The following is a 22,552-nucleotide window of genomic DNA, read 5'->3' as shown; positions in this document are numbered from 1 at the left end:
TGCCTTCACTCATTGGCTAATGCACTGGCACAGAGCCATACTTATTGGTATGTGGTTGACTCTTAAAGCACAGGAGAACGATCATTACGAGTTCTAATAGAAAGTAAATAGGCGCAAAAAGCAGTAGCTTATTATACAAGACGGCTAAGATCGGTATGCCGAATAGAAGAACGGATATGACTACTAATATGAGACAGCTGTAGCCGGCATCATGCAAACGTCTGACAGTGACGGCCAAAGAAGGGCAAAGCAAGAACAATTGGATACAAAGTTCGACGTTATCCCAAGCAGCAGGAAGATTCTCGATGCTGCCTACTACTTTTAAAAGAAAGTAGACGATAAATATAAACAGCGTAAACCACCAAAATTCTGCACGAGAAGCACGTCCACTAAACGTAAAATACTTTTTAAAGCACGTGCGAACCGCTTCAACAAACCCCATACTGCCCCGATGCTTGGGGGACGGTGGTGGTGCTGGAGAGTGGCTCCCTTGATTCTTGAAGTGTGCGTCTTTCCAGGTATTCGGTGTTAAGGTCGAGGCGCTATCTTTAGCATCGTCGTGAGCATCGAAATAACTCTGAAGACATTGAACAGATACGTTCATTCTTTTAGTCCTGAGCGTTGGCGATTTGTATACCCGTAATATTGTGACGCTGCGCCGCATCGGCCACAAAGCCGTTATTGAGCATCTCAGTGACAAATTCATTGAGCAGTTTTATGACGCTTGGATCGCGGTCTTTGGCGCAGCCCATGGCTTGTTCGATCACCATAAAGCGTTTATCGAGTAAATGTAAGCCTGATTTATCGGCTATATCTGATTGCAATTGCTGCTTGACACCGGCGGCTACTTCGTAATCATGGGTTAGAAATTCTTGCACCACTTGTTGCGATGAAGCGGCGCGGATAATTTCAGCCTTCTTAATATGACGACTCAAGAATAAATCATAGGCGCTGCCTTGACCGACGACAATTCGATTGCCTGCCTGGTCAATATCGGCGTTAGTCTGAAAAGGTGACTCATCGCGCACCAGGTAATAGCCCTCAATCAACACATAAGCTGGGGTGAAGGCAATGCTCTGACCGCGTTCAGGGTCGATCGCAAAAAAACCAAAATCGGCTTCATTGTTGCTAACGGCCGCCACAGATTGCATGGCTTTGTCGAACACTTTAAATTCAATGGCCAGCTCGAGTTGATGCGCAAGTTCATTGGCTAGATCAACGCTGATGCCGTAAATCCCCTGGTCATTGCGACCGGCTAATAATTTATTGCCAAGATTAATAGAGGCTCTAAGCACGCCCTTCGGTGCGATGGCTTGTTGGATGGCTGGTGTAATAATCATAGTACTTGTCTCCGCAGTCAGTCTGACGCTTTGAGAAGCCATGACGTTTTTTGTTGGGTGGGCGCTGGCCAGTGAGCTCTTGGTGCTGAAGTAAGGATAGGGTTTTGTGAAAAAACTGCCGGGTTTTTTTGCGGGCTTTAAAGCCAAAAGTGCGTCTTAACCAGTATTGAAAATTGAGATCTCGAGCGCCCAGACCGTCGATAAAAACTAGGCTACGTGAGCCGTCATCATGGGTTCGCAATAGCATGTTATCACTGCCATAATCAGCCAAGATGACATTATTGTCAAGCATCCAATTAAATGCTTCTGTTACAAACTCCCGCCCCTGGTCATAGCTGATCAAGCCGGATTCGCATGCTTGAAAAATCGTAGGTGAAGGCGTACCATCGAAATCATGTACAAGCTCATAAATGAGCCCTTCACCTTTATCGGTATGTGCCCAACCATAGTAGTCAGGTAGGTGCACACTACGATGAATCCCGTGCTTTTGCAGATGCTGCCAGTAATGGCTTTCGATTTTGTTTTGGTCACGTTCTAATTGTTGATTGGCGACCTTGATGCACAAATCCGCATGATTTGGATGCTGCCAACAATTACGGTCATTGCCGGCACCAATGATGTGATCTAGATGTAACGGAGTGGTTGCAGAACCCCTTAAAAGTAAATTTTTCATATCAGAAACACGGCTTGTGGTTTGGATATGAAATTTCAGCGTGCACAAGCCTTTGCTAGAAAGTTTGCGTTAAGATGGCAATAGTGGAGTTGGTGGTGTAACCAATGTAAATTAGAGATGTTGTTACACTATTGTGATATTTATTACCATTTTAGCAGCTATTTCATTAAATTGTAATAAACTAGGAGAAATTCATGAGTCAAAAAAAAGTCTCTGACATTATGGTAGAGGTTTTGGAGCAGGCGGGCGTCAAGAATTGCTATGGTATTGTTGGTGATACCCTGAATCACTTCACGGATTCACTCTCCAAAAGCAGCATTAATTGGGTTCATGTACGCCACGAAGAAGTGGGGGCTTTTGCTGCTGGCGCTGATGCCTTTATGACAGAGGGTATTACCGCTTGCGCAGGCTCTAACGGTCCTGGCAGCTTACACTTTATTAACGGAATTTATGATTGTCATCGCAATCGTGCACCCGTGGTTTTAATCTGCTCTCAATTGAGTAATGCGGCCATTGGTTATTTAGATTTCCCCCAACACGTAGACTTCAAAACCATTTACAAAGATTGCTCTGTCTTTTGTGAAGAGATTTCCGCGCCTGAGCAAGCGCGCTATGTGATGACCCAGGCGTGCCAAGCGGCTCTCACTAAACGCGGGGTCGCCGTCGTCATTATGCCGATTAATGTCAGCGAACAAACGACCGATGATGAGGTCGCTTTCACGATACACCATCCTAAACCAGTGATTCGCCCCTCCGACAGCGAGCTTCAAGCAATGGCGGATCTACTCAATCAGCACAAAAAAATCACCATTTATGCGGGGGCCGGCTGCCAACACGCGCATGATCAAGTCGTCGCCTTATCCCAAAAGCTCAAGGCGCCCGTCGCCCATACGTCAAGAGCCAAGGATTTTATCGAATATGATAATCCCAACAATATGGGTATGACCGGCGTGTTTGGTTGTAAATCGGGTTTTTATGCGATAGGCAATAGTGAGGTGCTTTTATGCCTAGGCTGCGATTTTGCTTGGACCCAATACTATCCCGATCATGGCAAAATCATCCAAATTGATGCCGATGCCACGCACTTAGGTCGTCGTCACCCCATTGAAATTGGTGCAGTGGGCGATATTGCTCCTTCCATTGAGGCATTGATGCCATTATTGCACGGCAATGATGACGACAGTTTCTTAAACGATTGCCTTGACAAACGTAAGAGCACCCTAGAAGCCCGTGCCAACGAAGAAAAAGTCGGCAAAGATGTTATTCATCCGCAGTACCTAGTCTCTTTGCTTAATAAATACGCCGACGATGATGCTATTATGACCGCCGATGGTGGCTCACCGATGGTGTGGAGTTTGCGTCACTTTGATGTTAATGGTAAACGACGTACCTTGGTGAGCTTGTTGCATGGTACTATGGCCAACGCCATGCCACATGCCTTAGGTTTATCCAAAGCCTTTCCTAAACGTCAGATTATTTCTTTAAGTGGTGACGGCGGTATTGCCATGTTATTAGGTGATTTATTGACGCTGCGCCAAGAGGATCTCAATATTAAAATCGTGGTCCTTAACAATAGTTCTCTAAACTTTGTCGAACTAGAACAAAAAGTTGAAGGTTTGCTCGATAATTACACAGACCTCAAAAACCCAGATTTTGGTAAGGTTGCCGCGTCTTTAGGTATGCTTGGAATCACCCAACCCACCAATGATGGACTCGAAGAAGCGGTGCAAAAATTCTTGGCCCATGACGGGCCAGCGTTATTAGACGTTCATACTAATCCAACGGAATTAGTCATGCCGCCTGATCCGACTTTCCAACAAGTCAGTTCATTCTCTTTATACGCGACTAAAGCCATGTTCAATGGTAGAGCCAAAGATGTGGTTGAACTCCTAAAAGATAATTTCTTACCTAATCACTAAGCACGAAACAGTCAACCCTCACCAAGCTGGTAAATTTGGTGCTTGAACCTCACAAAAGCCAAACCATTACGGTTTGGCTTTTTTATTCACTCTTTAGTCAATCACTCATAATGCATTGCCTATCACAGAGAGCGGCCGACTCACCGCTAACGTGGCTCTGCCAAGCTGTTATGCAATGGTCGCAATGGTGGCTTGTGCGTCGATAAAGCTACCTTTCTGGACTTGATGTTTAAGTTTTCCGCTAGTGTGGGCTTTGACTTCGACTTCCATTTTCATCGCCTCTAAAATCGCCACTGTTTGCCCAGCGTGGACCTCAGCGCCATCCTCTAGCACCCATTTTAAGAGCGTACCGGCGATGCTCGCTTGCACCGCTGAGTCATCTATCTCTTCGCTCTGTGGGGCACTGGTGTGGCTGGTATGGGCTTGTAGACTATTGATTAAAACGCTTGGCAAGGCAATTTCATGACGTTTACCATCGATCTCCATAACGGTATGAAGCAATGACTGAGCGCTCGACAAGCTACGTGGCGCCGGTGTAAATTCGGCTTGCAGTTCTTCTTCGATCCACTTAGTATGCACCGCAAAATCCTTGCAAAAGGCCGGCTCATTTAAGACTGCTTGATGAAAGGGCAGGACTGAGGCCACCCCTTCGATTTTGAATTCTTGCAAGGCTTGGCGTGCTCGCGCCAGCGCTTGTTGGCGCGTTTGGCCCCAGACAATGAGTTTTGCCATCAAGGAGTCAAACTGGGCCACTACTTGGGAGCCCGCATGAACCCCGCTATCTAAGCGAATGCCCAGGCCGCCAGGGACATCAAAGCGCGTAATAGTACCAGGGGTTGGTAAAAAGCCATTGGCAGGGTCTTCGGCGTTAATCCTAAATTCAAAAGCATGTCCGTGGGGACGCGGTGTTTCTGTGAAACTAAGGTCTTGGCCGCTGGCCAGCTTGAGTTGCTCGAGTACGATATCGACGCCGCTGGTGGCTTCTGTGACAGGGTGTTCGACTTGCAAGCGGGTATTGACTTCCAAGAAAGACAATTCGCCATTGGCGCTCAACAAGAATTCCACCGTACCCGCACTACGATAATTAGCCGCGGCCGTAATATCGTGTGCGGCCTTGAATAACTGGCTCTGTAGGGCCTCACTTAGAAAAGGGGCCGGCGCTTCTTCAACTAGTTTTTGATTGCGGCGTTGTAAAGAGCAATCACGGCTACCCAAGACCAACACTTTGCCGTGACCATCACCAAGAATTTGTACTTCGATGTGGCGCGGTTTGGCCAAGAACTGCTCGATAAAACACTCACCACGTCCAAAGGCCACCTCGGCTTCACGTACGGCAGATTCATACAGGCTCTTCACATCGGCTAATTCGTAAGCGATTTTTAGGCCACGACCGCCGCCACCAAAAGCGGCCTTAATGGCTATAGGTAAACCATATTCTTGCGCAAATGCTAATGCTTCTTGGGCATTCTTGACGGGCTCACTCGTGCCCTTGGCTAACGGTGCACCTACACTAAGCGCTAATTGCCGGGCACTTACTTTATTACCAAGAAGTTCAATCGTTTCTGCCTCAGGGCCCACCCAAATTAAACCCGCATCTTCAATGGCGCGGGCAAACTCTGCATTTTCTGATAAAAAACCATAACCGGGATGCACCAGGGTGGCCCCTGATTGTTTCGCAATCTGAACAATCTTAGTGATAGATAAATAGGTTTCAGTCGTACTAGTGCCTTGTAAACCATAGGCTTCATCAGCCATTTGCACATGCAAGGCATCGATATCCTGATCGGCGTAAATGGCCACGGTTTGATAATCAAGCTCATGGCAGGCACGGATAATACGTACGGCAATTTCGCCGCGGTTCGCAATCAGAACTTTGTGTTTTTTATTTAGAGAAGAAGTGGAGTTGCTCATAGGATTAATCTGGTTTTGAATTATTGTGGAGATCTGGGTGCAAAACATTAAAACGCACGTGGCAATTAGGCGGTAATTGTGCGGCGAGATCCAAATGCTGGGCGCAGACAGAGGCAATCACGGGATAGCCACCGGTAACAGGGTGGTCATTTAGAAATAGTACGGGTTGACCATTTTGGGGCACTTGTATCGCACCTTTGCAAGTCCCTTCACTCGGCAGTTCACGTGTGATTTTTCTGCTAAGGGGCGTCTTACCCTGCAAGCGTACCCCAATACGATTGGAAGTTGCGGTCACTTGCCAATGTTGTTGTGTCAATAAATTGAGCGATTCGTCGGTAAACCAATCTTGGCGTGGTCCCAATTCAATATCTAAGGTGACGATATGCTTAGCGTCTGGCATGGCAAACGCTGGTGCTTCATAGATGGAAACTGTCTGCAATGCCAAGGGATCACCTTTATAGAGAATATCTTCAGTCTGTAAAGGGGCGGGACCCAGTCTAGCAAGCGTGTCGTAAGAAGCACTATTGAGCACACGAGGACACGCGAAACCATCTCGAATGGCCACGTAGTTACGGACCCCCGCCCGAGTGCTTTTGAGCTCGATCACATCTCCCACTTCGGCACTGAAGGCGTGCTCGAGAGGTAATATATGCTGGCTGCCCTTGCCGGTGGTCAGGCATAATTCAGTAATCGCCCCGGTAATGGCTATGACACAGGGGCTCATGACCTGAAATTTAGCATGGCCTTGAGTAATTTCTAGGGCTGGGGTATGGCTTGGATTACCACATAAGCGATTGGCTCTGCCAAAAGCCTGCTGATCGAGAGCGCCTGATTCGGAGACGCCTGAGCTGAGTAAGCCATGTCGACCTTGATCTTGGATTAATGTTTGTAAACCTGGCGCTAAAACCTTGAGAAGGGCGGCTCTGGCAGGTTCCGCTGCTGGCGTTTGTTTAGCTACTGAGTGAATACTAGCTAGTGTATTAGTCGAAGGCGCGGCAAATACTTTGGCGGCTTGGCTATCTTTAAAGAGCACTTGATCGCCCGCTTGCAAGAGCGCTGCTGGTTCGCGCGCTAAATCCCACATCGGTGTATCTGTATGCCCCAATAATTGCCAACCGCCGGGACTGGCTTGTGGATAAATGCCACAAAACTCATCCGCCAAGGCCACCGAGCCAGCTGGAATACGAGGCCGAGGCGAGGAGCGACGCGGCACGACAAGACGATTATGTTCGGCAGCCGCCATATAGGCAAAACCCGGTGCAAAACCTGTAAACGCCACTGTGTAGACCGTCTCTGTATGGGTTTTAATGAGTTCAGCGACACTCATGCCACAATATTCGGCAATAGCCGCGAGATCTTCACCGTTATATTCGACCTCTAGAATATGTTGTTTTTGGGCAGCGTGGTCCGCTTCATAAGGCGCTAGCGCTTGGATTTGCTCCTGTAGCGCGGCTGCCGTGGTGAGCCACGGTTGAAAATAAATTAGCAAAGTACGTGCCGCAGGCACAATTTCTTGTATGCCCTTGAGGCCGGCTTGTCGTATGGCCTGATGTAGATTCAAGGTGGCTTGTAAACTGGCCAACTCGATTAAAAAGGCCCTTTGATTCACAAATAAAAAACGCATAATACTTACTTGTTTGTGGTACTAAAGGCCTGAATACGGATCCCCGCTTGTTGCAATCCCTGCCGCAGCGCCTTGGCAATATTGACGGCTCCTTCGGTGTCACCATGTACACAAATAGACTGTGCCGCCAAAGGTATAAATTTGCCATTAATTGAATAGACGCCACCCTCTTTGACAAGACCGATCATGCGCTCGGTAATAGTTTTGGCGTCGTGAATCACCGCCTGTGGATGCTGGCGTGATACCAAGCGACCGTCGTCCTCGTAATTGCGGTCAGCAAAGGCCTCTGCGACAACCTTAAGGCCTGCATTTTGGGCCCAATCGATTAGTGGTGAACCGGCCAGAGCCATCAAAATCAACTCATCATCCAAGGCCAACATGCCATCAATAACGGCTTGTGCCTGCTTAGCATCATGCGCAATCGTGTTATAGAGCGCCCCATGGGGCTTAACATATCGCACTTGCGTCCCGGCGACCTTGGCGAGTCCTTGCAGGGCGGCAATCTGATAAATCACATCGGCTTTGAGATCCTCATAACTGAGTTGCATACTGCGGCGGCCAAAGCCCACTAAGTCTGGATACGCTACATGCGCGCCCACAGCGACCTGTTGCGCTTGTGCTGTCTGCAATGTCTGTAGCAGATTGCTCGGGTCACCCGCATGAAAACCACAAGCAATATTGGCGCTACTAACGATAGGTAAGATGAGGTCATCGTGACCCATGCGCCAGGCACCATAGTGCTCACCGAGGTCACTGTTGAGGTCAATAGAAACTGACATACGTTGAAGATGGGAGTAGGTTTTAAATAAAAACTATCAATATTATACAAATCGCATAAATTCGTTAAGTGGTGATAACCCCGAAGCTGAAAACTAGGACAAACCCTTGTAGGTAAAAATTGTAGGACATAAGTAAAAAACTGTTATTACAATGATTTTGGTACAAAAACAAGAGGCGGCAAGTGCCTTGCTTATCGCCTAATTTAAGAATAGTTAATAACAAATACCTACATATTCACTTGTGTTATGTGAATTATGTGATTTTTAAAAAAGGAGTTTTATTTCATGCAATTCGAGCCAGAGACCAAGACCTTTGAATTCAATGGTCTAAACGTCACTTATCATTCCCTCACGCGTCCCGAGCATACACGTAACCCTGTGGTCTTGGTGCATGGCACCGGTGGCACGCTTAAAACCCATTTTTATTACGTTTTCAATATGCTCTCAGTGCACCAAGATGTTTATGGCATCGATTTAGCCACACCAGAGGGCGATGATCCCATGGAATTGAATGATTGGTCAGATCAAGTGATTCACCTCATCCAAAATGAACTAAAACTCAAGAATGTCACACTTGTCGGCTATTCCTTAGGGGCTGTAGTGGTATGCGACGTGGCCGCTCGCATTCCAGAGAGCATCGATAAATTAGTACCCCTAGCGGGCTGGGCAAAAACCGAAAACGATCATCGTTTGCGTGCGGTGGCTTTTGATACCGTCACCAAAATGGGGGGGGCCGAAGCGATGGATCATATGCGTACTTTATTTTTCTTAAGCGACAAAGCCATTGCGGCCATGCCTCTAGAAGATAGTATGGCCATTGGCGCCCGTTTGCGCGAAAACCATACGCCCGGATTTGGCAAACAAGCCGAATTGACCACTCGTATCGATATTCTCGATCAACTGCTTAAGATTAAGGCTGAAACTTTGGTAGTCGGTTGTACATTTGACCGTCTAATTCCCGTCAAACACAGTCATATGCTGTATGGCGCCATCGAGGGTGCACGTCTGGCGATCTTAGATACCGGTCATGCCCTGATGGTAGAAATGCCAGCTCGCGTGGTGCAACTCATCAATAATTTCAACCAAGACAGCAATATCTATCCACGCGATCAAGTGATCGAAAATTATTCCGTTTAAGCAGTGATTCACAAAATTTAGGAGCTGACTATGCATGCAGGTTTACAAGCACAGCCACAAGGCTTTTCAAACATTAACTATGAATTTGATAAGTATGACGAGCAACCATTAGTGACCATAATTGGCGCTGGTTATGCGGGTCTTGGCTTAGGTATTTTACTCAAACGCAGTGGCTACAAGAATTTCCGTATTCTCGAGCGTCAAGAGGATGTTGGCGGTTGTTGGCAAGCCAATACTTATCCAGGCATTGCCTGCGATATTCCCTCTCACTTGTATTCTTTTTCGTTTATAAAGAATCCAAATTGGAGCAAGATGTGGTCGCCAGGCGACGAAATTCAACGCTATTTACGCAAATGCGCCGAAGATGAAGGTCTACTCGACTACATCACTTTTGGTGTTGAACTCGATGAATGTCATTGGGATGAAGCCCAAAACAAATGGCTCGTCAAAACCAATCAAGAAGAATTCGCCACCGATTACTTTATTAATGCAGCAGGTGCTTTAGTCGAACCCGATATTCCAGATATCCCTGGTATCGACACCTTTAAAGGCAAGATCATGCATACCGCCAAGTGGGATAATAGCGTAGATCTTAGTGGCAAGCGCGTGGCGTGTATTGGTACCGGCGCTTCGGCTGTCCAGATGGCCCCACAAGTCGCAAAAATTGCCAAGGAATTGATCGTCTTTATGCGTACGGCGTCTCATGTGATGCCACGTGAGAATTTTCCCTATTCTGAGGCACACAAACGTATGTTTGCCAAAGACCCACAAAGTATGGAAAAGCATCGTATGGATATTTTCTGGATGTGTGAAAACCGTTATGGGGCGCGTCGTAATATCGAAGGTCTGGTTCATGAACAGGCCGAAATTGCGCGCAAACATCTAGAGGCGCAGGTCAAAGATCCCAAACTGCGTGAACAACTTACCCCTAAATTCAAACCAGGGTGCAAGCGTCTATTGTTCACTAGTGACTTTTTCCCGATTTTTGAGCGCGACAATGTCACACTTGAACCTTCTGCGCTCAAAAGCGTCACCGAAAACACCGTTATTAGTGCCGATGGCAATGAGTTTGAAGTCGATGTGATTGCTTTCGCAACGGGTTTTGAAGTGGCCGATAGTCCTATTCGCCATCATTTATATGATCGCAATGGCAAGTCGATGCAACAAAACATTAACGAAGGGGTACGCGGTCTACGGGGTTTGACCATGCCAAATTTCCCTAACTTCTTTAATTTAGCGGGTCTTAACATTGGTTCAGGTCATAATTCTCAAGTGATCTATATTGAAACCTTGATTGCCGAGACTTTAGGCGCGCTCAAGTATTGTCTCGAAAACAAGGTCAAAACCCTAGAGCCAACGACCAAAGCGGAGCATCATTACAACCAAGATCTTGATCAAGAAGCCGAGGGCACCATCTTCTTAGATGGGGGTTGCAGTAGTTGGTACCTTGACGAAAATGGTAAATTGACGGCGTTGTGGCCAAGCTATACGCATGAGTTCCAATTTGCGAATGGCTATTTCCGTCCCGAGGAATATGGTTTAAGTAATTCCAAAAAAGCCGCTTAAATTGCCCTAAGCCTCAAGGCTAAGCAAGCCTGCTCCTAAGAGCAGGCTTTTTTAGTGTTCAAAAGAAGTTGTAGAGTAGCGTGCAGCAAGCGAGTGCTCGCTAGAATAGAGTGTACGCTGTACTATATAATAGCGCTTGAATAGGGGCTGGCAATGCCGTAATTGGCCCCACAAATCGATTATACATATGAGGTGTCATCATGCGTTGGCAAGGTAGAGAAGGTAGTTCTAATGTCGAAGATAGACGAGGCCAAGGCGGCCGCGGTCTATTACCCAAAGGCAAGGGTTTTGGGATTTTGGGGATAGTCATCGTTTTGGTGGGTGCCTATTATGGGGTAGATCTTAGTGGCTTAGTCGGGGGAACCGGCGGGGCGCCGACGAGTCAACTGAGTTCCGAACAAGAAAGCCAAGTCAACGAATTATCCCGTGTCGTTCTCAAAGAGACAGAGGACGTTTGGTCTGCCTACTTCCAAGAACATGGTGCTCAATACAAGGCACCCACCATGGTTTTATATACCGGCACGACGTCAACCGCTTGCGGTCGAGGTCAGTCTGTCATGGGACCGTTTTATTGTCCGATGGACCAAAAAGTCTATTTAGATTTATCTTTTTATGAAGATATGAAGCGGCAACTGGGTTCAGGAGGTGATGCCGCTTTTGCCTATGTGATTGCCCACGAAATTGGCCATCATGTGCAAAATTTATTAGGAATTTTGCCAAAAGTACACGAGCAACAGCAACAATCGGGGCAACTACAATCTAACGCCTTATCCGTTAAGCTCGAGTTACAAGCCGATTGTTTTGCGGGGGTTTGGGCCAACAAAGCGAACCAAAGAGGTTTGTTCGAACAAGGAGATGCTGAGCAAGCGTTCAATGCCGCCGAATCTGTGGGCGATGATCGCATCCAAAAGCAAGCGCAAGGCTATGTGGTTCCAGATAGTTTTACACATGGAACCTCAGCGCAACGTTTGCATTGGTTTCAACAAGGCCTCAAAACAGGTGATGTCGAGCAATGTAATACGCTTGCCAACTAAATTCTGCTCAATCTGATCTCATAAAAACTCCCAAGCACAAGCGTACTTGGGAGTTTTTTCATGAGGTTGCTAAAAGGTCGCTAAAAGGTCGCTAAAAGGACGCTAGAAGGTCTCTAGGTTAGGGATTATTGGCTAAGCGACTGCGCTGCTCATAAGTAGGAATTTGCGGAGCAATATACATGAGCGTAAAGCGCTTATTCTTGCTGACAGTTAAATTATAGAGACTGGTTTCCGCGAATAATTTGACGGCATTTTGATTAGGTACCGCTAAATAAAAGGGTTTGTTTTCGGCCAGTTCTTCGAGCAACTTATTGTCATCGATAATTTTGGCATGACCGCCAGAGTAGTATTGCGCCGAAAAAGGCAGTTTTGAGTAATAAAACAGAGTTTCACCGACTTGCTGATGTTGCTGAACATAATTGATCAGGGTTTTTTCTGTGTTGCCTAGATTAGGTTGTGACCACAACACAATGCTCACTAGGACTAAACCGAGTGGTGTACTTAAGGCCGCAAGGTTGAGCAAAGGCAAAGGTCGTGTTCTTGTGGCTAGATTGGCATGTAAATACAAGGCCAAGTAAATACTAAATGCGGCGATGGCCGGTAAGACATACGTCCAAAGAATATTAGCCGAAAACGTAAAAAATATAGGTGTAAAGAGCATGGCACTTAGCCAATAGCGGTTTAGAGCTGTATGTTCAATACTTTTCATGAGCGCTTTGAATTGTTTTTTGAAGATCGCACTGACCATGGCGATGAGCGCCAAAATACTCCAAGGCGAGGTCGCTGCCAAAAAATACACCCAAATCATGGCAAAAGGTTGTTGATGGGCAGTGCCATACATATCGCCTTTCCAACCAGACACGGCAAAGCGCAGGATATGTTCACCCACCAAAAAATAGTATAAAAAGCCCGGCGTTTTTAGTTCAGCCAAAATGTACCAAGGCAGCGCAAGCGCGGCGCAAAGCAGACCGCCTTTAACCCAGGGTAAGTGAGTGAGCACGGCTTGGTGATGTTTTTTATTGAAGCAATAGATAGCGATAGGCGCAAAACTAATCACCGCCGCTAAGGGACCTTTCGCTAATAGTCCGATGGCCAAACCAATAAAAAATAAATAAGACCAGAGGGTGGATGGAGTGGTTTGTTTGCGTGCATCATCTTGCATTACCACTGCAACAGAAAAGAGACAAAGATTGGTACCCAGCGTCAAAAATGGATCGGTCAACACGGCAGCCGCGCAGACTGATACCAAAAAGCAAGAACTATAAATGAGCAGGGCGAGACTAGCGATTTGGCGGTTGTAAAGGCGTTGGCAAGCTCGATAAATCACCATATTACTGAGTACGAGGCAAAGCCAAGCTGGCAGGCGTAGGGCAAATTCGCTATTACCGAGCAGTTTGATAGACAAAGCTTGGCACCAAAAAGACAACGGTGGTTTGCCCCAAAAAGGCGTATCGGCATTGAACCAAGGCGTGATCCAATCACCGCTTTGTGCCATGATGCGTGCAATTTCGGCGTAGCGTGGTTCAGTGGTGTCATAAAAAGGCAGCAAAAACATAGAGATCAGTGGTAGGAAGACAATGAGTCCAATAAGCACAACAATTTGCTGCTGAGAAGATAGGTTTGTTTTCATGATGGATCCTTGTAACTTTGCACTCTGTGAAGCCACTCAAGGAAAGCCAGTGGCTTGACAAGGGTGATGATCAATTATCAAGGCAGGCAATTTGAATGATAGACGGCGATGCAAAATGACACTTTTGATAGTTTTTCTAAAGACAGCGAGATGCCATCATTAATTGACTGCCACAAAACAAACACAGTTTAGAGAGAGTGATAACAAACAAACCTAAAGTAAATATCAAGCAAATATCAAACGCCGCAGTATTTGCTTGAGTTTTTGATAAAAAACAGAAAAAACGTTCAGTCAGGGCTGAGCGTAGGCAGGCATGACAGAGAGCTAGGGTTAGTGTGGTGGGATTAACCGCAACTGAGTACCTTGTTGATCGGAATTCAAAACCGTTAAACGCCAATGCAATTTTTCGAGTAATAAAGTGACAATATATAAGCCCAAACCGGTAGTGCCTCGCTGACCGAGTTGTAAGCGATTACTTTGTAGCATTTGTCGTTGTTGAGGACTTAAACCATGACCTTCATCCTCAATATCGAGGTAGTCCTGATGAATTTGTACAAAAATATGACCGGGGGTGTGGTTAAGGGCATTTTGTAGTAAATTGCGCAACAGCATTTGTATAAGCGTTTGATTGCTTTCTACGTGCATAGGGGCATGCGTATTGACAATGAGTCGTGTCGAAATGTCAGCATTCTGGCTTTGTAAATCTTCGCTGATTGTATGAATTAGGGCTGTGATATCTATCTGTTCTTGCTGTTTTAGTGCGGCTTTATTGCGCGCCATCGTCAAGAGCACGTTGACGTTGTCTTGCATCTCGTTGCAGGCATTGCGCACGCGCTGCAGGGTAATGCGATCGTTGGCCGCTAAGTTGTCACGCGCTTCGATCACATCGAGGGCGCCAGACATGACCGCAATCGGAGTTCGCAGCTCATGGCCAGCAAAACCCAGCAACATATTTTCGCGGGCAACGAACTCTTCTAGTTGCTCAAGAAATTGATTAAAAGAGTCAGCAATTCTGCGTAACTCGGTATCTTTATAATTTGTGTTTAAGCGCGGCATATTGGCAGCCGCGCCGGTTTGACTGATTTGCTCGGCCAGATGCTGTAGAGGGCGTACCAAACGTTTGCTACAGAGCCAAGCCAACAATATACTCACTAAAGCCAGTGCTACGCTGAGCAAAAGCAAAATTCGATTAAACATATCGACTCGATGCTCAAACGGTGTGGAATTTTTGGCGAGATAAAAAATACCTTGATCGGTGGGTTCAGCCACTACCAAAAAGGTTTGCTGTCCTTGATGGCGTTCGAGCCGTTGCTCAGGCTCTAAACCCTCAAAAATAGCGGGTATATGTATTTTATGTTCGAAGCCATGCGGCACAAATGCCATGGCTAAGGTCTCGGACTCCCATACATATTCGCCATGGTTAGCAAAGTGATTTAAATAAAAGTGTTTTTCATTGTCAAAACCCTGTACGAGCATGGTTTCTTCTAGGTCTTCATTGACAACATAAACGGTGATCACCATCACGGCTAGACACAATATGGTCACCCCCAAAATGGCTAAATAAATTTGGTGCGCAATGCTTTTAGGCTTCATGGCTATCTTCTCGAGTCATTAAACGGTAACCGCGACCGTGCAAGGTCCGTATACAGGTATAGTTAAAAGCATCTTGGATTTGTTTGCGCAAGGTATACACGTGGGTGCGTACCGTATTCATATCGACTTCTTGTTCGCCCCAAACATCATCAATAAGCTGTCGATACGACACAAAATTAGGCCAGGCTTTGATGAGACTCACAAAAATATTAGCGGATAGTCCCTTGATTTCAATTTGTTGGCCTTGATCATTGCTCAGCTCAAAGGTGTTGAGATCCAGGACTAAGCCTGCGCCTTCTAGTTTTTGGGATTTTTTGTGACCGCCACCTTGTCGTCGTAATAAGGCTTTAATGCGCATTTTAAGTTCACGTAAATCAAAGGGCTTGGTGAGATAATCATCCACCCCTAGATCAAAGGCCTGCTGCTTATCATCTAATTGGTCTTTGGAGGTCATGATGATGACTGGTACATCGCTACCTAAGTCATCACGAAGGCGACGGCAGATGTCGAGTCCTGAGACCCCTGGCAACATAATATCGAGGATAACAATATCGTACGCTTGAGTGGCCACTAAATGTAAAGCCGTCAGACCGTCATAGGCAAAATCGAGGATATATTCTTTGCCCGAAAAAAATTCTTGTAGATTGGCTGCTAAGGCAGAATGGTCTTCAACAATGAGGATGCGAGTCGTATCTTGCATAAAATAATCTCTGAGAGCTAAAGCAAGTTCATTTTACACGGCAAATAATGATTGAGAACTTAAAGAAATCGACCGAATGTCAAGCAATAACAAGCAGTAACAGGTACTGATCTTATGAGAATTGTAAAAGTCCGAGTCAGTAACAACGTCAGTTCAACAGAGCTGCTTGATCTCGAGGGATGGCTCAGTGTACTTGTTCAGTGCCAACAATCAACAAATAAGACAGAGACTTAATAGGGAAAATGAAGCTAGAAAAATGAGAAAGGAATAAGCAGGGAAGTAGAATAATATGAGAAGCGGTTTAGCAGGAGATAAGATGAAGGAATTCTGTAAAGAACTCTGCTGAAAAGATATAGAAAGGATAATGAATTTTTGGTGGCCTGGGGCGGAATCGAACCGCCGACACAAGGATTTTCAATCCTCTGCTCTACCGACTGAGCTACCTGGCCATCAAAAAATAAAATTATATCAGAATTTTTTGGTTTGTCAAAGCCTTTATGCACGTATATAGAATCTTAAGAAAATGTTGTTGGAAATTTGTCTACATCACTAAACCTCAGTGCGAGTAGTTGCTAAAAAGCGACAACTACCTGTAAAAATCCTAAACTAATCAAGCTTAGCGGTAATAGAGGCGGGAAATCCCTAGTGCATTTGGTCTGATTTGTCAAAAAGTTTTATAATGTTCTCTGTCTATTAATGAATAACTAAAAAGTAAAAGATCATGACTGGAGGTGTTTTAACATTCGGACTTAATCACCACTCCGCACCGGTTTCGTTGCGCGAGCGGGTGGCTATGTCTGGTGATTTAGTGCGACCAGCCCTAGACGGTATTCGTAACGCCTTTGGACAATCCATTCAAGAAGTCGCCATTCTTTCTACCTGTAATCGCACAGAGATTTACTGTGCCGCTAAACCTGATATTGCTTCGCAAATCCCGGATTGGCTAGCCGAGTACAAGACGGTAGACCCTACGGCTTTGGCGCCACATTTATATCAATTAAATCAGGCCGATGCGGTTCGTCACGCCTTTCGCGTGGCGAGTGGTTTAGATTCTATGGTGTTGGGAGAAGCCCAAATTCTCGGTCAAATGAAAACCGCGGTACGGGCCGCCGAAGAGGCAGGCGCCTTAGGAACCACCTTACACCAATTATTCCAAAAAACGTTCTCGGTTGCCAAAGAGGTTCGCACCAATACCGCCATTGGTGAAGAATCCGTCTCTATGGCGGCCGCCGCCGTTAAGTTGTCTGAGCGCGTATTTGGCAAACTCGATAAAACCAATATTTTATTTATTGGTGCTGGCGAGATGATTGAGCTTTGCGCCGCACATTTCTGTGCCCGCAACCCAAAACAAGCGACGATTGCTAATCGAACCCTCCAAAAAGGGCAACAATTGGCAGAGCGTTTCAATGCTAATACGATGCAGTTGGCTGACTTACCAGAGCAAATCGCCAATTACGATATTATTGTGTCCTGTACGGCCAGTTCCTTGCCAATCTTAGGCTTGGGCATGGTCCAAAAAACCATTCGTTCTAGACGCGGCAAACCCATCGTCATGATAGACCTTGCCGTGCCACGCGATATCGAACCAGAAGTCAGCGAATTAGCCGACGTGTATTTATATTCTGTAGATGATCTCGGTCGCTTTGTGCAAATGGGTAATGAGTCCCGCCAAGCCGCAGTGATTCAAGCCGAATCTATTATTGATCACCGTGTCCAGAATTTCATGTCTTGGTTACAACAACGGCATGCGGTGCCTGTTATCCAAGGCCTCAACTGTGGTGCGGATTTAGTACGTGAAGCTGAACTCCAAAAAGCCCGTAAACAGCTCGCCAAAGGCGAGGATCCCAATGCCGTGCTGGAGTCACTCGCGCGGGCCTTGACTCGTAAATATTTGCATGCGCCATTGACCGCGATTCAACGCGCTCAAGGTCCCGAACGCGAGCAATTGCTACAAGACTTACCACAGCTTTTCCCCTATCAAGAACGCAACACCCAGCATTAGCTGTGTTAACCTGTTGCTATCTCTGATGACTGCTAAGTACACGCTTAGCAGTCATTATTCTTAATTTCTACTCATTCCACAACAATAAAGAAACAATATTATGAAAGAATCAATGCGCAGTCGCTTAGAGCAACTGGCACAACGGATTGTTGAGCTTGACGCTTTGTTGGCAGAACCTTCTACCATGGAAGATATGGATAAATTCCGTAAACTGTCACAAGAACGCGCCGAGATAGACCCCATTGTGCAACTTTTTAAAGCCTATGAGCAGGCCGAAGCTGACCAAGCTGCCGCTCAAGAAATGATGTCAGATCCTGAGCTCAAAGAAATGGCTGAAGACGAATTCAAACAAGCCAAACAAACGATTGAGGATCTAGAGTCTCGTTTGCAGATTGAACTCTTACCTAAAGATCCAGATGATGGTCGTAGCGTCTTTCTTGAAATTCGTGCTGGGACAGGCGGTGACGAAAGTGCCATTTTTAGTGGTGATTTGTTCCGCATGTATTCCCGCTATGCCGAAAATAACAAATGGAAAGTCGAGATCATGTCAGAAAACCCCTCCGAAATGGGCGGCTACAAAGAAATTATTGCTCGTATCGATGGCGCTGGCGTCTATGGTCGACTCAAATTCGAGTCCGGTGCGCATCGTGTACAGCGTGTGCCAGAAACCGAATCGCAGGGTCGGGTACATACCTCAGCCTGCACGGTCGCCGTTTTGCCCGAAGCGGATGAGGTGGCTGATGTGGTGCTCAATCCAGCCGATCTGCGCATAGATACCTTCCGTGCCAGTGGTGCCGGGGGTCAGCATATTAACAAAACCGATTCTGCCGTACGTATTACTCATATTCCTACGGGGATAGTAGCCGAGTGTCAAGATGATCGTTCGCAACACAAAAACAAAGCGCGCGCGATGAGTGTTTTGGCAGCACGTATTAATGATGTGCAACGTCAAGAACAAGAACAAAAACAAGCGGCCGAAAGAAAAAGCTTAGTAGGTAGTGGCGATCGCTCCGAACGTATTCGCACCTACAATTATCCACAAGGTCGAGTGACCGACCATCGCATTAATTTGACCCTATATAAGTTACAGCAAATTATGGATGGCAGTTTAGACGAATTAACAGATGCCTTGATGACCGAAAGACAGGCCGAATTACTGGCAGAATTAGGTCAAGATTAAACGCCATCAATGAGCCCAACTGTGCCACAAACCGTCAAACAAGTAATGGCGCTGAGCCCCTTACCCTTGCTCGAAACGCGCATGATTATGGAGCATGTATTGCAGGTGCCTCGTGCTTGGTTGTTTAGTCACGACACCGATGCGCTGACTCAGGCTCAGGTACAAGCGATTGAGGCCTTGTACGCCAGAAGAGCGCAAGGCGAGCCCATGGCGTATTTATTGGGTTATCGTGAATTCATGGGTTTAAATTTTATGGTTAATCCCCATGTGTTAATTCCAAGGCCCGATACCGAAACCCTGGTCGAGCAAGCCCTACAATCAATTGAACAATTGCAAAATTCAGGCCAGTCTTTGTTGGTGTTAGACGTGGGGACAGGCAGTGGTGCCATTGCGCTGGCCATCAAATACTATGCGCCAAAGACGCGGGTGACGGCATTGGATATAAGTACGGTTGCACTGGCGGTGGCGCGGGCGAATGCCAAGTTACTGAATCTCGAGGTTAACTTTATGCAAAGTGATGTCTTAGATGCTTTGCAGTGCCTAGAGGATGAGCATGAAAGGGCGGGTTTTAATTTAATTGTTTCTAATCCACCGTATATTGCGGCCCGAGATCCGCATCTGCAAAAAGGCGATTTACGCTTTGAACCGAGCTTGGCCTTAACGGATCAGGCTGATGGTTTAGAGATTATTCGCAAGCTAGTGTGTCAAGCCAAAGAGCACTTAGCACCACAAGGGCAATTGTGGTTAGAGCATGGTTGGGATCAGGCACCAGCCGTACGAGCGCTTTTGCAAGCCCAGGGGTTCGTAGCGGTGAGCAGCAAAAAAGACTTGGCGGGCATTGAACGTATTAGTGGTGGCACCCGGCCATAAATGCCGAATTAAGCCGATATTTCATAACCGTTAAGCACCTATGGCTTTTGTTTATATGAAGGCCAAAAGGTTTACAATGCAATAAGTTTTTTAAAGAGGATAACTATGAGTTCAGACGTTAATGATTTCATCAAAAATACAGTGACCGAGCATCCTGTCGTATTATTTATGAAGGGTACGGCGCAATTCCCACAATGTGGTTTTTCTGGTAAAGCGATCGAATTGTTGCGTGCCAATGGTGTGCGTAAACTAGTCACGGTCAATGTCTTAGAAGATCCAGAAGTGCGTGAAGGCATCAAAACCTACTCAAATTGGCCAACTATTCCGCAACTCTACGTCAAAGGTGAGTTTATCGGCGGTGTCGATATTATGGATGAAATGTCCAAAAGCGGCGAGCTCAAAAAAGAATTGCAAGCAGCGGGCGCCTGTGCCGACGACGAATAAATAAGTTAATAAAGTCATGACCCTAGCTCGAGCCAACTTGCCCAAAAAGCGTTTAGTAATCGCTGTCACCGGTGCAACCGGAGCTATTTATGCAGTACGTATGTTGCAGATGCTACAAAACAAACCTGAGGTGGAGACCCATTTGGTGGTGTCTTCCTCAGGTGTGTTAAATTTGCAATACGAGCTGGGCATGGGGCGCCATGAGCTTTATAAATTGGCGGATTTCACCTACAACTTCAAAGATGTGGGGGCGAAATTAGCGAGTGGTGCTTTTGCAACAGCAGGTATGGTGATTGTGCCGTGTTCCATGCATACCTTGGCGTCTACCGCGATTGGCCTATCGGATAATTTAATCACGCGTGCTGCAGATGTACACCTCAAAGAAAAGCGTCGATTGGTGCTGGTGGTGCGCGAGACGCCTTTTAACTTGGCGCATTTGCGTAACATGACGAGCGTCACTGAAATGGGTGGCATTATTTATCCGCCGTTACCCGCCTTTTATCAGCATCCCAAAGATATGGCAGAGATGATTGACCACACGGTAGGACGAATCTTAGCGCTGTTTGATATCCAAACGGATATGCCTGAGTGGCAGGGTGCCTAACTAAAATCAAAAAGGTCGCTTAGTGGTATAAGCGACCTTTTTTGTGGTTAATCGACGGTTTTCTAGTAGCTTTCTAGTAGTTAGCTGGCCGCCTCGATGACTTTAGTCTGACGGAGCTGACGCTCGAATCCAAGCGCTGTTAAGCCATAGTGGGTATTGGCCAAAATGGAGTATACAGGCATAACTAATAGTCCTACCAACGGAATCAGCGCCAGCAAGGCACACACCAAACCAATTAACCAAAAACCACCGTTATATTTGTCTAGAATTAATTGACGTTCAGCTTTGTTAGCATGTTCGACAATAGCATCGATCTTGCCCATCTGAGAAAACGCATAGCTCCCCCAAAAAACACTCAGTACGATGGGCATAAAAGGGATTAGCCAAAACGGTAAGGTCAGTAGCCAGCCAATAATGGTAATCGCTGAGACTTTGATGGCATTAGTAATGCTGACGGTATTGGCATTAACGCCTTGCTTGCTGAGCTGGGTATAGTCTTGCTGACTCAGGAGGTTAAGCGCCATTGGCGTCACAAAGATAGAGGCACTCGCAAAGCCAATAATGGCACTAAAAACCATGACTGTCACACCACTGATGATTTTGATAAACCAGTCAGTAATCGCAAAATCGCCAGTGTGAGCCATCAGCCATTGCACCCAACCCCACTGGCTCACAGAATTGAGTAACCAATGATTCAAGGGACTATATAAAATAAAGCTTAGAATTAATAAGCTGATTAAACCGACCACGATAGGCAGGCAAACAGCAAATAGCATTTTGGGGTGCAATTGCGAACGCAAGGCTTTGAGTAGCGCGATCCAGGGATTGGGGGCGGCCGCTAATTGCGGTAATTTACTGGTAGGCATAAAAGGTAAAGATCACTAAAATACAAAGACACTAAGATACAAGGCAATATAGCACGGGACAAGAGAGAACTGGATAAAGTTAGCATATGACCCAAACACGCCGTGCTCAGACAACACTTAACTGTATCAGATGGTTAACGTATTGATTTATCGTGACTTCAAAAAGACGAGTGCAAAAAAACCAAAAAAATATAAAATTTTTTCTAAAAAGGCTTGCCAAGCTTTAAAAATACTGTCATAATTTCATTCTTTCTTGATAACCAACTAGGGGTTATCCACTAGTGGTGATTGAGAAGCTGACTAAAGTAAACGTAGAATAAGTGTGAAAAAACGCTAAACATTAGTTACGTTAACTTTAAAGTTAGCCATATTCTAAAAAGCCTTTTAAACGACATATAAACATCGCTTAAAAACTTTTTAAAATATTTAAAAAAATCCTTGACAATGATTTAAAACGCTGTCATAATTTCAATCTTTGCTGCTGAGCAAACAGCGCAGTTAAGCAAAAGAAATTAAATGAATTTAATCTGGATATTAAAAGCGATATCTAGATCGATTGATAAAGTAAATAGCTTTATTAATCACTTTGTTCTTTAACAATTAACAGCCGATAAGTGTGGGCACTAACAGGTAGTTAGCTCAAAAGCAAACTTTCACGAGTTTGCGTGCACAACTATTTA

General features: G+C 45.9%; 19 protein-coding genes and 1 tRNA gene. 9 read left to right on the top strand and 11 right to left on the bottom strand.

Features of this window, described 5'->3' with window-relative positions:
• Positions 1-16: 16 nt before the first annotated feature.
• The 3 genes from Q335_RS09950 to Q335_RS0101570 are packed head-to-tail and all read right to left on the bottom strand — an operon-like array spanning position 17 to position 2,013.
• Positions 17-604, bottom strand: coding sequence for a DUF805 domain-containing protein (locus Q335_RS09950; RefSeq protein ID WP_051532222.1), 588 nt, complete (start codon positions 602-604; stop codon positions 17-19).
• A gap of 4 nt (positions 605-608) precedes the next feature.
• Positions 609-1,340, bottom strand: coding sequence for a transporter substrate-binding domain-containing protein (locus tag Q335_RS0101575; RefSeq protein ID WP_028357127.1), 732 nt, complete (start codon positions 1,338-1,340; stop codon positions 609-611).
• Positions 1,288-2,013, bottom strand: a complete 726-nt coding sequence (locus Q335_RS0101570) for a YrbL family protein (RefSeq protein ID WP_028357126.1) — start codon at positions 2,011-2,013, stop codon at positions 1,288-1,290. Before Q335_RS0101570 ends, Q335_RS0101575 begins: the two co-directional genes overlap by 53 nt.
• 194 nt (positions 2,014-2,207) lie before the next feature.
• Here Q335_RS0101570 and Q335_RS0101565 point away from each other — a divergent pair, with 194 nt between their 5' ends.
• Positions 2,208-3,932 carry a thiamine pyrophosphate-dependent enzyme gene (locus Q335_RS0101565; protein WP_028357125.1) on the top strand — a complete coding sequence of 575 codons (1,725 nt, stop codon included), beginning with the start codon at positions 2,208-2,210 and terminating at the stop codon, positions 3,930-3,932.
• Positions 3,933-4,100: 168 nt separating this feature from the next.
• Here Q335_RS0101565 and Q335_RS0101560 read toward each other — a convergent pair whose 3' ends face one another.
• Genes Q335_RS0101560 through Q335_RS0101550 form a run of 3 tightly spaced genes read right to left on the bottom strand, consistent with a single transcriptional unit; the run spans position 4,101 to position 8,246 of the window.
• Positions 4,101-5,843: an acetyl/propionyl/methylcrotonyl-CoA carboxylase subunit alpha gene (locus Q335_RS0101560; protein WP_028357124.1), complete on the bottom strand. Its 1,743-nt coding sequence runs from the start codon at positions 5,841-5,843 to the stop codon at positions 4,101-4,103.
• A 4-nt stretch (positions 5,844-5,847) separates the two neighbouring features.
• On the bottom strand, positions 5,848-7,467 hold the full coding sequence (locus Q335_RS0101555) for a 5-oxoprolinase subunit B/C family protein (protein ID WP_028357123.1): 1,620 nt from the start codon (positions 7,465-7,467) through the stop codon (positions 5,848-5,850).
• Positions 7,468-7,472: 5 nt separating this feature from the next.
• Positions 7,473-8,246 carry a LamB/YcsF family protein gene (locus Q335_RS0101550; RefSeq protein ID WP_028357122.1) on the bottom strand — a complete coding sequence of 258 codons (774 nt, stop codon included), beginning with the start codon at positions 8,244-8,246 and terminating at the stop codon, positions 7,473-7,475.
• Positions 8,247-8,531: 285 nt separating this feature from the next.
• Here Q335_RS0101550 and Q335_RS0101545 point away from each other — a divergent pair, with 285 nt between their 5' ends.
• The 3 genes from Q335_RS0101545 (at position 8,532) to ypfJ (ending at position 11,983) form a co-directional block, all read left to right on the top strand.
• The gene (locus Q335_RS0101545) at positions 8,532-9,383 is read left to right on the top strand and encodes an alpha/beta fold hydrolase (protein WP_028357121.1); all 852 of its coding nucleotides are present in this window, start codon (positions 8,532-8,534) and stop codon (positions 9,381-9,383) included.
• Between the two features lie 30 nt (positions 9,384-9,413).
• Positions 9,414-10,949 (top strand): flavin-containing monooxygenase, encoded by a 1,536-nt coding sequence (locus tag Q335_RS0101540; protein WP_051532221.1) that lies wholly within the window; start codon positions 9,414-9,416, stop codon positions 10,947-10,949.
• Between the two features lie 200 nt (positions 10,950-11,149).
• Complete coding sequence (gene ypfJ, locus Q335_RS0101535; protein ID WP_028357119.1) at positions 11,150-11,983, top strand: KPN_02809 family neutral zinc metallopeptidase; 834 nt, start codon at positions 11,150-11,152, stop codon at positions 11,981-11,983.
• A 118-nt stretch (positions 11,984-12,101) separates the two neighbouring features.
• On the opposite strand, the gene Q335_RS08890 is transcribed toward ypfJ, so the two are convergent.
• The 4 genes from Q335_RS08890 to Q335_RS0101515 all read right to left on the bottom strand — a co-directional run bounded on the left by Q335_RS08890 (position 12,102) and on the right by Q335_RS0101515 (position 16,355).
• Positions 12,102-13,613 (bottom strand): ArnT family glycosyltransferase, encoded by a 1,512-nt coding sequence (locus Q335_RS08890; RefSeq protein WP_051532220.1) that lies wholly within the window; start codon positions 13,611-13,613, stop codon positions 12,102-12,104.
• Between the two features lie 330 nt (positions 13,614-13,943).
• On the bottom strand, positions 13,944-15,206 hold the full coding sequence (locus tag Q335_RS0101525; protein ID WP_038369206.1) for a HAMP domain-containing sensor histidine kinase: 1,263 nt from the start codon (positions 15,204-15,206) through the stop codon (positions 13,944-13,946).
• Entirely contained in the window at positions 15,196-15,906 is a 711-nt protein-coding gene (locus Q335_RS0101520; RefSeq protein ID WP_028357117.1) for a response regulator transcription factor, read from the bottom strand. The genes Q335_RS0101525 and Q335_RS0101520 overlap by 11 nt, the downstream gene beginning before the upstream one ends.
• A gap of 373 nt (positions 15,907-16,279) precedes the next feature.
• Positions 16,280-16,355: transfer RNA gene (locus tag Q335_RS0101515), tRNA-Phe, on the bottom strand.
• 272 nt (positions 16,356-16,627) lie between these two features.
• Here Q335_RS0101515 and hemA point away from each other — a divergent pair.
• From hemA to Q335_RS0101490, 5 genes are all read left to right on the top strand, one after another.
• Complete coding sequence (hemA, locus tag Q335_RS0101510; RefSeq protein ID WP_028357116.1) at positions 16,628-17,908, top strand: glutamyl-tRNA reductase; 1,281 nt, start codon at positions 16,628-16,630, stop codon at positions 17,906-17,908.
• A gap of 100 nt (positions 17,909-18,008) precedes the next feature.
• A complete protein-coding gene (prfA, locus tag Q335_RS0101505) occupies positions 18,009-19,088 on the top strand; it encodes a peptide chain release factor 1 (RefSeq protein WP_028357115.1) in 1,080 nt (359 codons plus the stop codon).
• 9 nt (positions 19,089-19,097) lie between these two features.
• Positions 19,098-19,958: a peptide chain release factor N(5)-glutamine methyltransferase gene (prmC, locus tag Q335_RS0101500; protein WP_038369205.1), complete on the top strand. Its 861-nt coding sequence runs from the start codon at positions 19,098-19,100 to the stop codon at positions 19,956-19,958.
• A 105-nt stretch (positions 19,959-20,063) separates the two neighbouring features.
• The gene (gene grxD / locus Q335_RS0101495; protein ID WP_028357113.1) at positions 20,064-20,402 is read left to right on the top strand and encodes a Grx4 family monothiol glutaredoxin; all 339 of its coding nucleotides are present in this window, start codon (positions 20,064-20,066) and stop codon (positions 20,400-20,402) included.
• A 16-nt stretch (positions 20,403-20,418) separates the two neighbouring features.
• Entirely contained in the window at positions 20,419-21,006 is a 588-nt protein-coding gene (locus Q335_RS0101490) for a UbiX family flavin prenyltransferase (RefSeq protein ID WP_028357112.1), read from the top strand.
• A gap of 80 nt (positions 21,007-21,086) precedes the next feature.
• Here the strand turns inward: Q335_RS0101490 and Q335_RS0101485 are convergent, their stop codons facing one another.
• A complete protein-coding gene (locus Q335_RS0101485; protein ID WP_028357111.1) occupies positions 21,087-21,872 on the bottom strand; it encodes an EI24 domain-containing protein in 786 nt (261 codons plus the stop codon).
• Between the last annotated feature and the right edge of the window lie 680 nt (positions 21,873-22,552).

It is taken from the genome of Brackiella oedipodis DSM 13743, from assembly GCF_000621025.1.
Taxonomy (GTDB): domain Bacteria; phylum Pseudomonadota; class Gammaproteobacteria; order Burkholderiales; family Burkholderiaceae_B; genus Oligella; species Oligella oedipodis.
This window is presented reverse-complemented; position numbering and strand designations above follow the sequence as displayed.

Coding starts and splice junctions, on each gene's coding strand:
- Q335_RS0101485 (WP_028357111.1), bottom strand. CDS start 21,872: ATGCCTACCAGTAAATTACCGCAATTAGCGGCCGCCCCCAATCCCTGG.
- Q335_RS0101520 (WP_028357117.1), bottom strand. CDS start 15,906: ATGCAAGATACGACTCGCATCCTCATTGTTGAAGACCATTCTGCCTTA.
- Q335_RS08890 (WP_051532220.1), bottom strand. CDS start 13,613: ATGAAAACAAACCTATCTTCTCAGCAGCAAATTGTTGTGCTTATTGGA.
- Q335_RS0101565 (WP_028357125.1), top strand. CDS start 2,208: ATGAGTCAAAAAAAAGTCTCTGACATTATGGTAGAGGTTTTGGAGCAG.
- Q335_RS0101550 (WP_028357122.1), bottom strand. CDS start 8,246: ATGTCAGTTTCTATTGACCTCAACAGTGACCTCGGTGAGCACTATGGT.
- prmC (WP_038369205.1), top strand. CDS start 19,098: ATGAGCCCAACTGTGCCACAAACCGTCAAACAAGTAATGGCGCTGAGC.
- Q335_RS0101545 (WP_028357121.1), top strand. CDS start 8,532: ATGCAATTCGAGCCAGAGACCAAGACCTTTGAATTCAATGGTCTAAAC.
- Q335_RS0101525 (WP_038369206.1), bottom strand. CDS start 15,206: ATGAAGCCTAAAAGCATTGCGCACCAAATTTATTTAGCCATTTTGGGG.
- hemA (WP_028357116.1), top strand. CDS start 16,628: ATGACTGGAGGTGTTTTAACATTCGGACTTAATCACCACTCCGCACCG.
- Q335_RS09950 (WP_051532222.1), bottom strand. CDS start 604: ATGAACGTATCTGTTCAATGTCTTCAGAGTTATTTCGATGCTCACGAC.
- Q335_RS0101555 (WP_028357123.1), bottom strand. CDS start 7,467: ATGCGTTTTTTATTTGTGAATCAAAGGGCCTTTTTAATCGAGTTGGCC.
- Q335_RS0101540 (WP_051532221.1), top strand. CDS start 9,414: ATGCATGCAGGTTTACAAGCACAGCCACAAGGCTTTTCAAACATTAAC.
- prfA (WP_028357115.1), top strand. CDS start 18,009: ATGAAAGAATCAATGCGCAGTCGCTTAGAGCAACTGGCACAACGGATT.
- Q335_RS0101560 (WP_028357124.1), bottom strand. CDS start 5,843: ATGAGCAACTCCACTTCTTCTCTAAATAAAAAACACAAAGTTCTGATT.
- Q335_RS0101570 (WP_028357126.1), bottom strand. CDS start 2,013: ATGAAAAATTTACTTTTAAGGGGTTCTGCAACCACTCCGTTACATCTA.
- grxD (WP_028357113.1), top strand. CDS start 20,064: ATGAGTTCAGACGTTAATGATTTCATCAAAAATACAGTGACCGAGCAT.
- Q335_RS0101490 (WP_028357112.1), top strand. CDS start 20,419: ATGACCCTAGCTCGAGCCAACTTGCCCAAAAAGCGTTTAGTAATCGCT.
- ypfJ (WP_028357119.1), top strand. CDS start 11,150: ATGCGTTGGCAAGGTAGAGAAGGTAGTTCTAATGTCGAAGATAGACGA.
- Q335_RS0101575 (WP_028357127.1), bottom strand. CDS start 1,340: ATGATTATTACACCAGCCATCCAACAAGCCATCGCACCGAAGGGCGTG.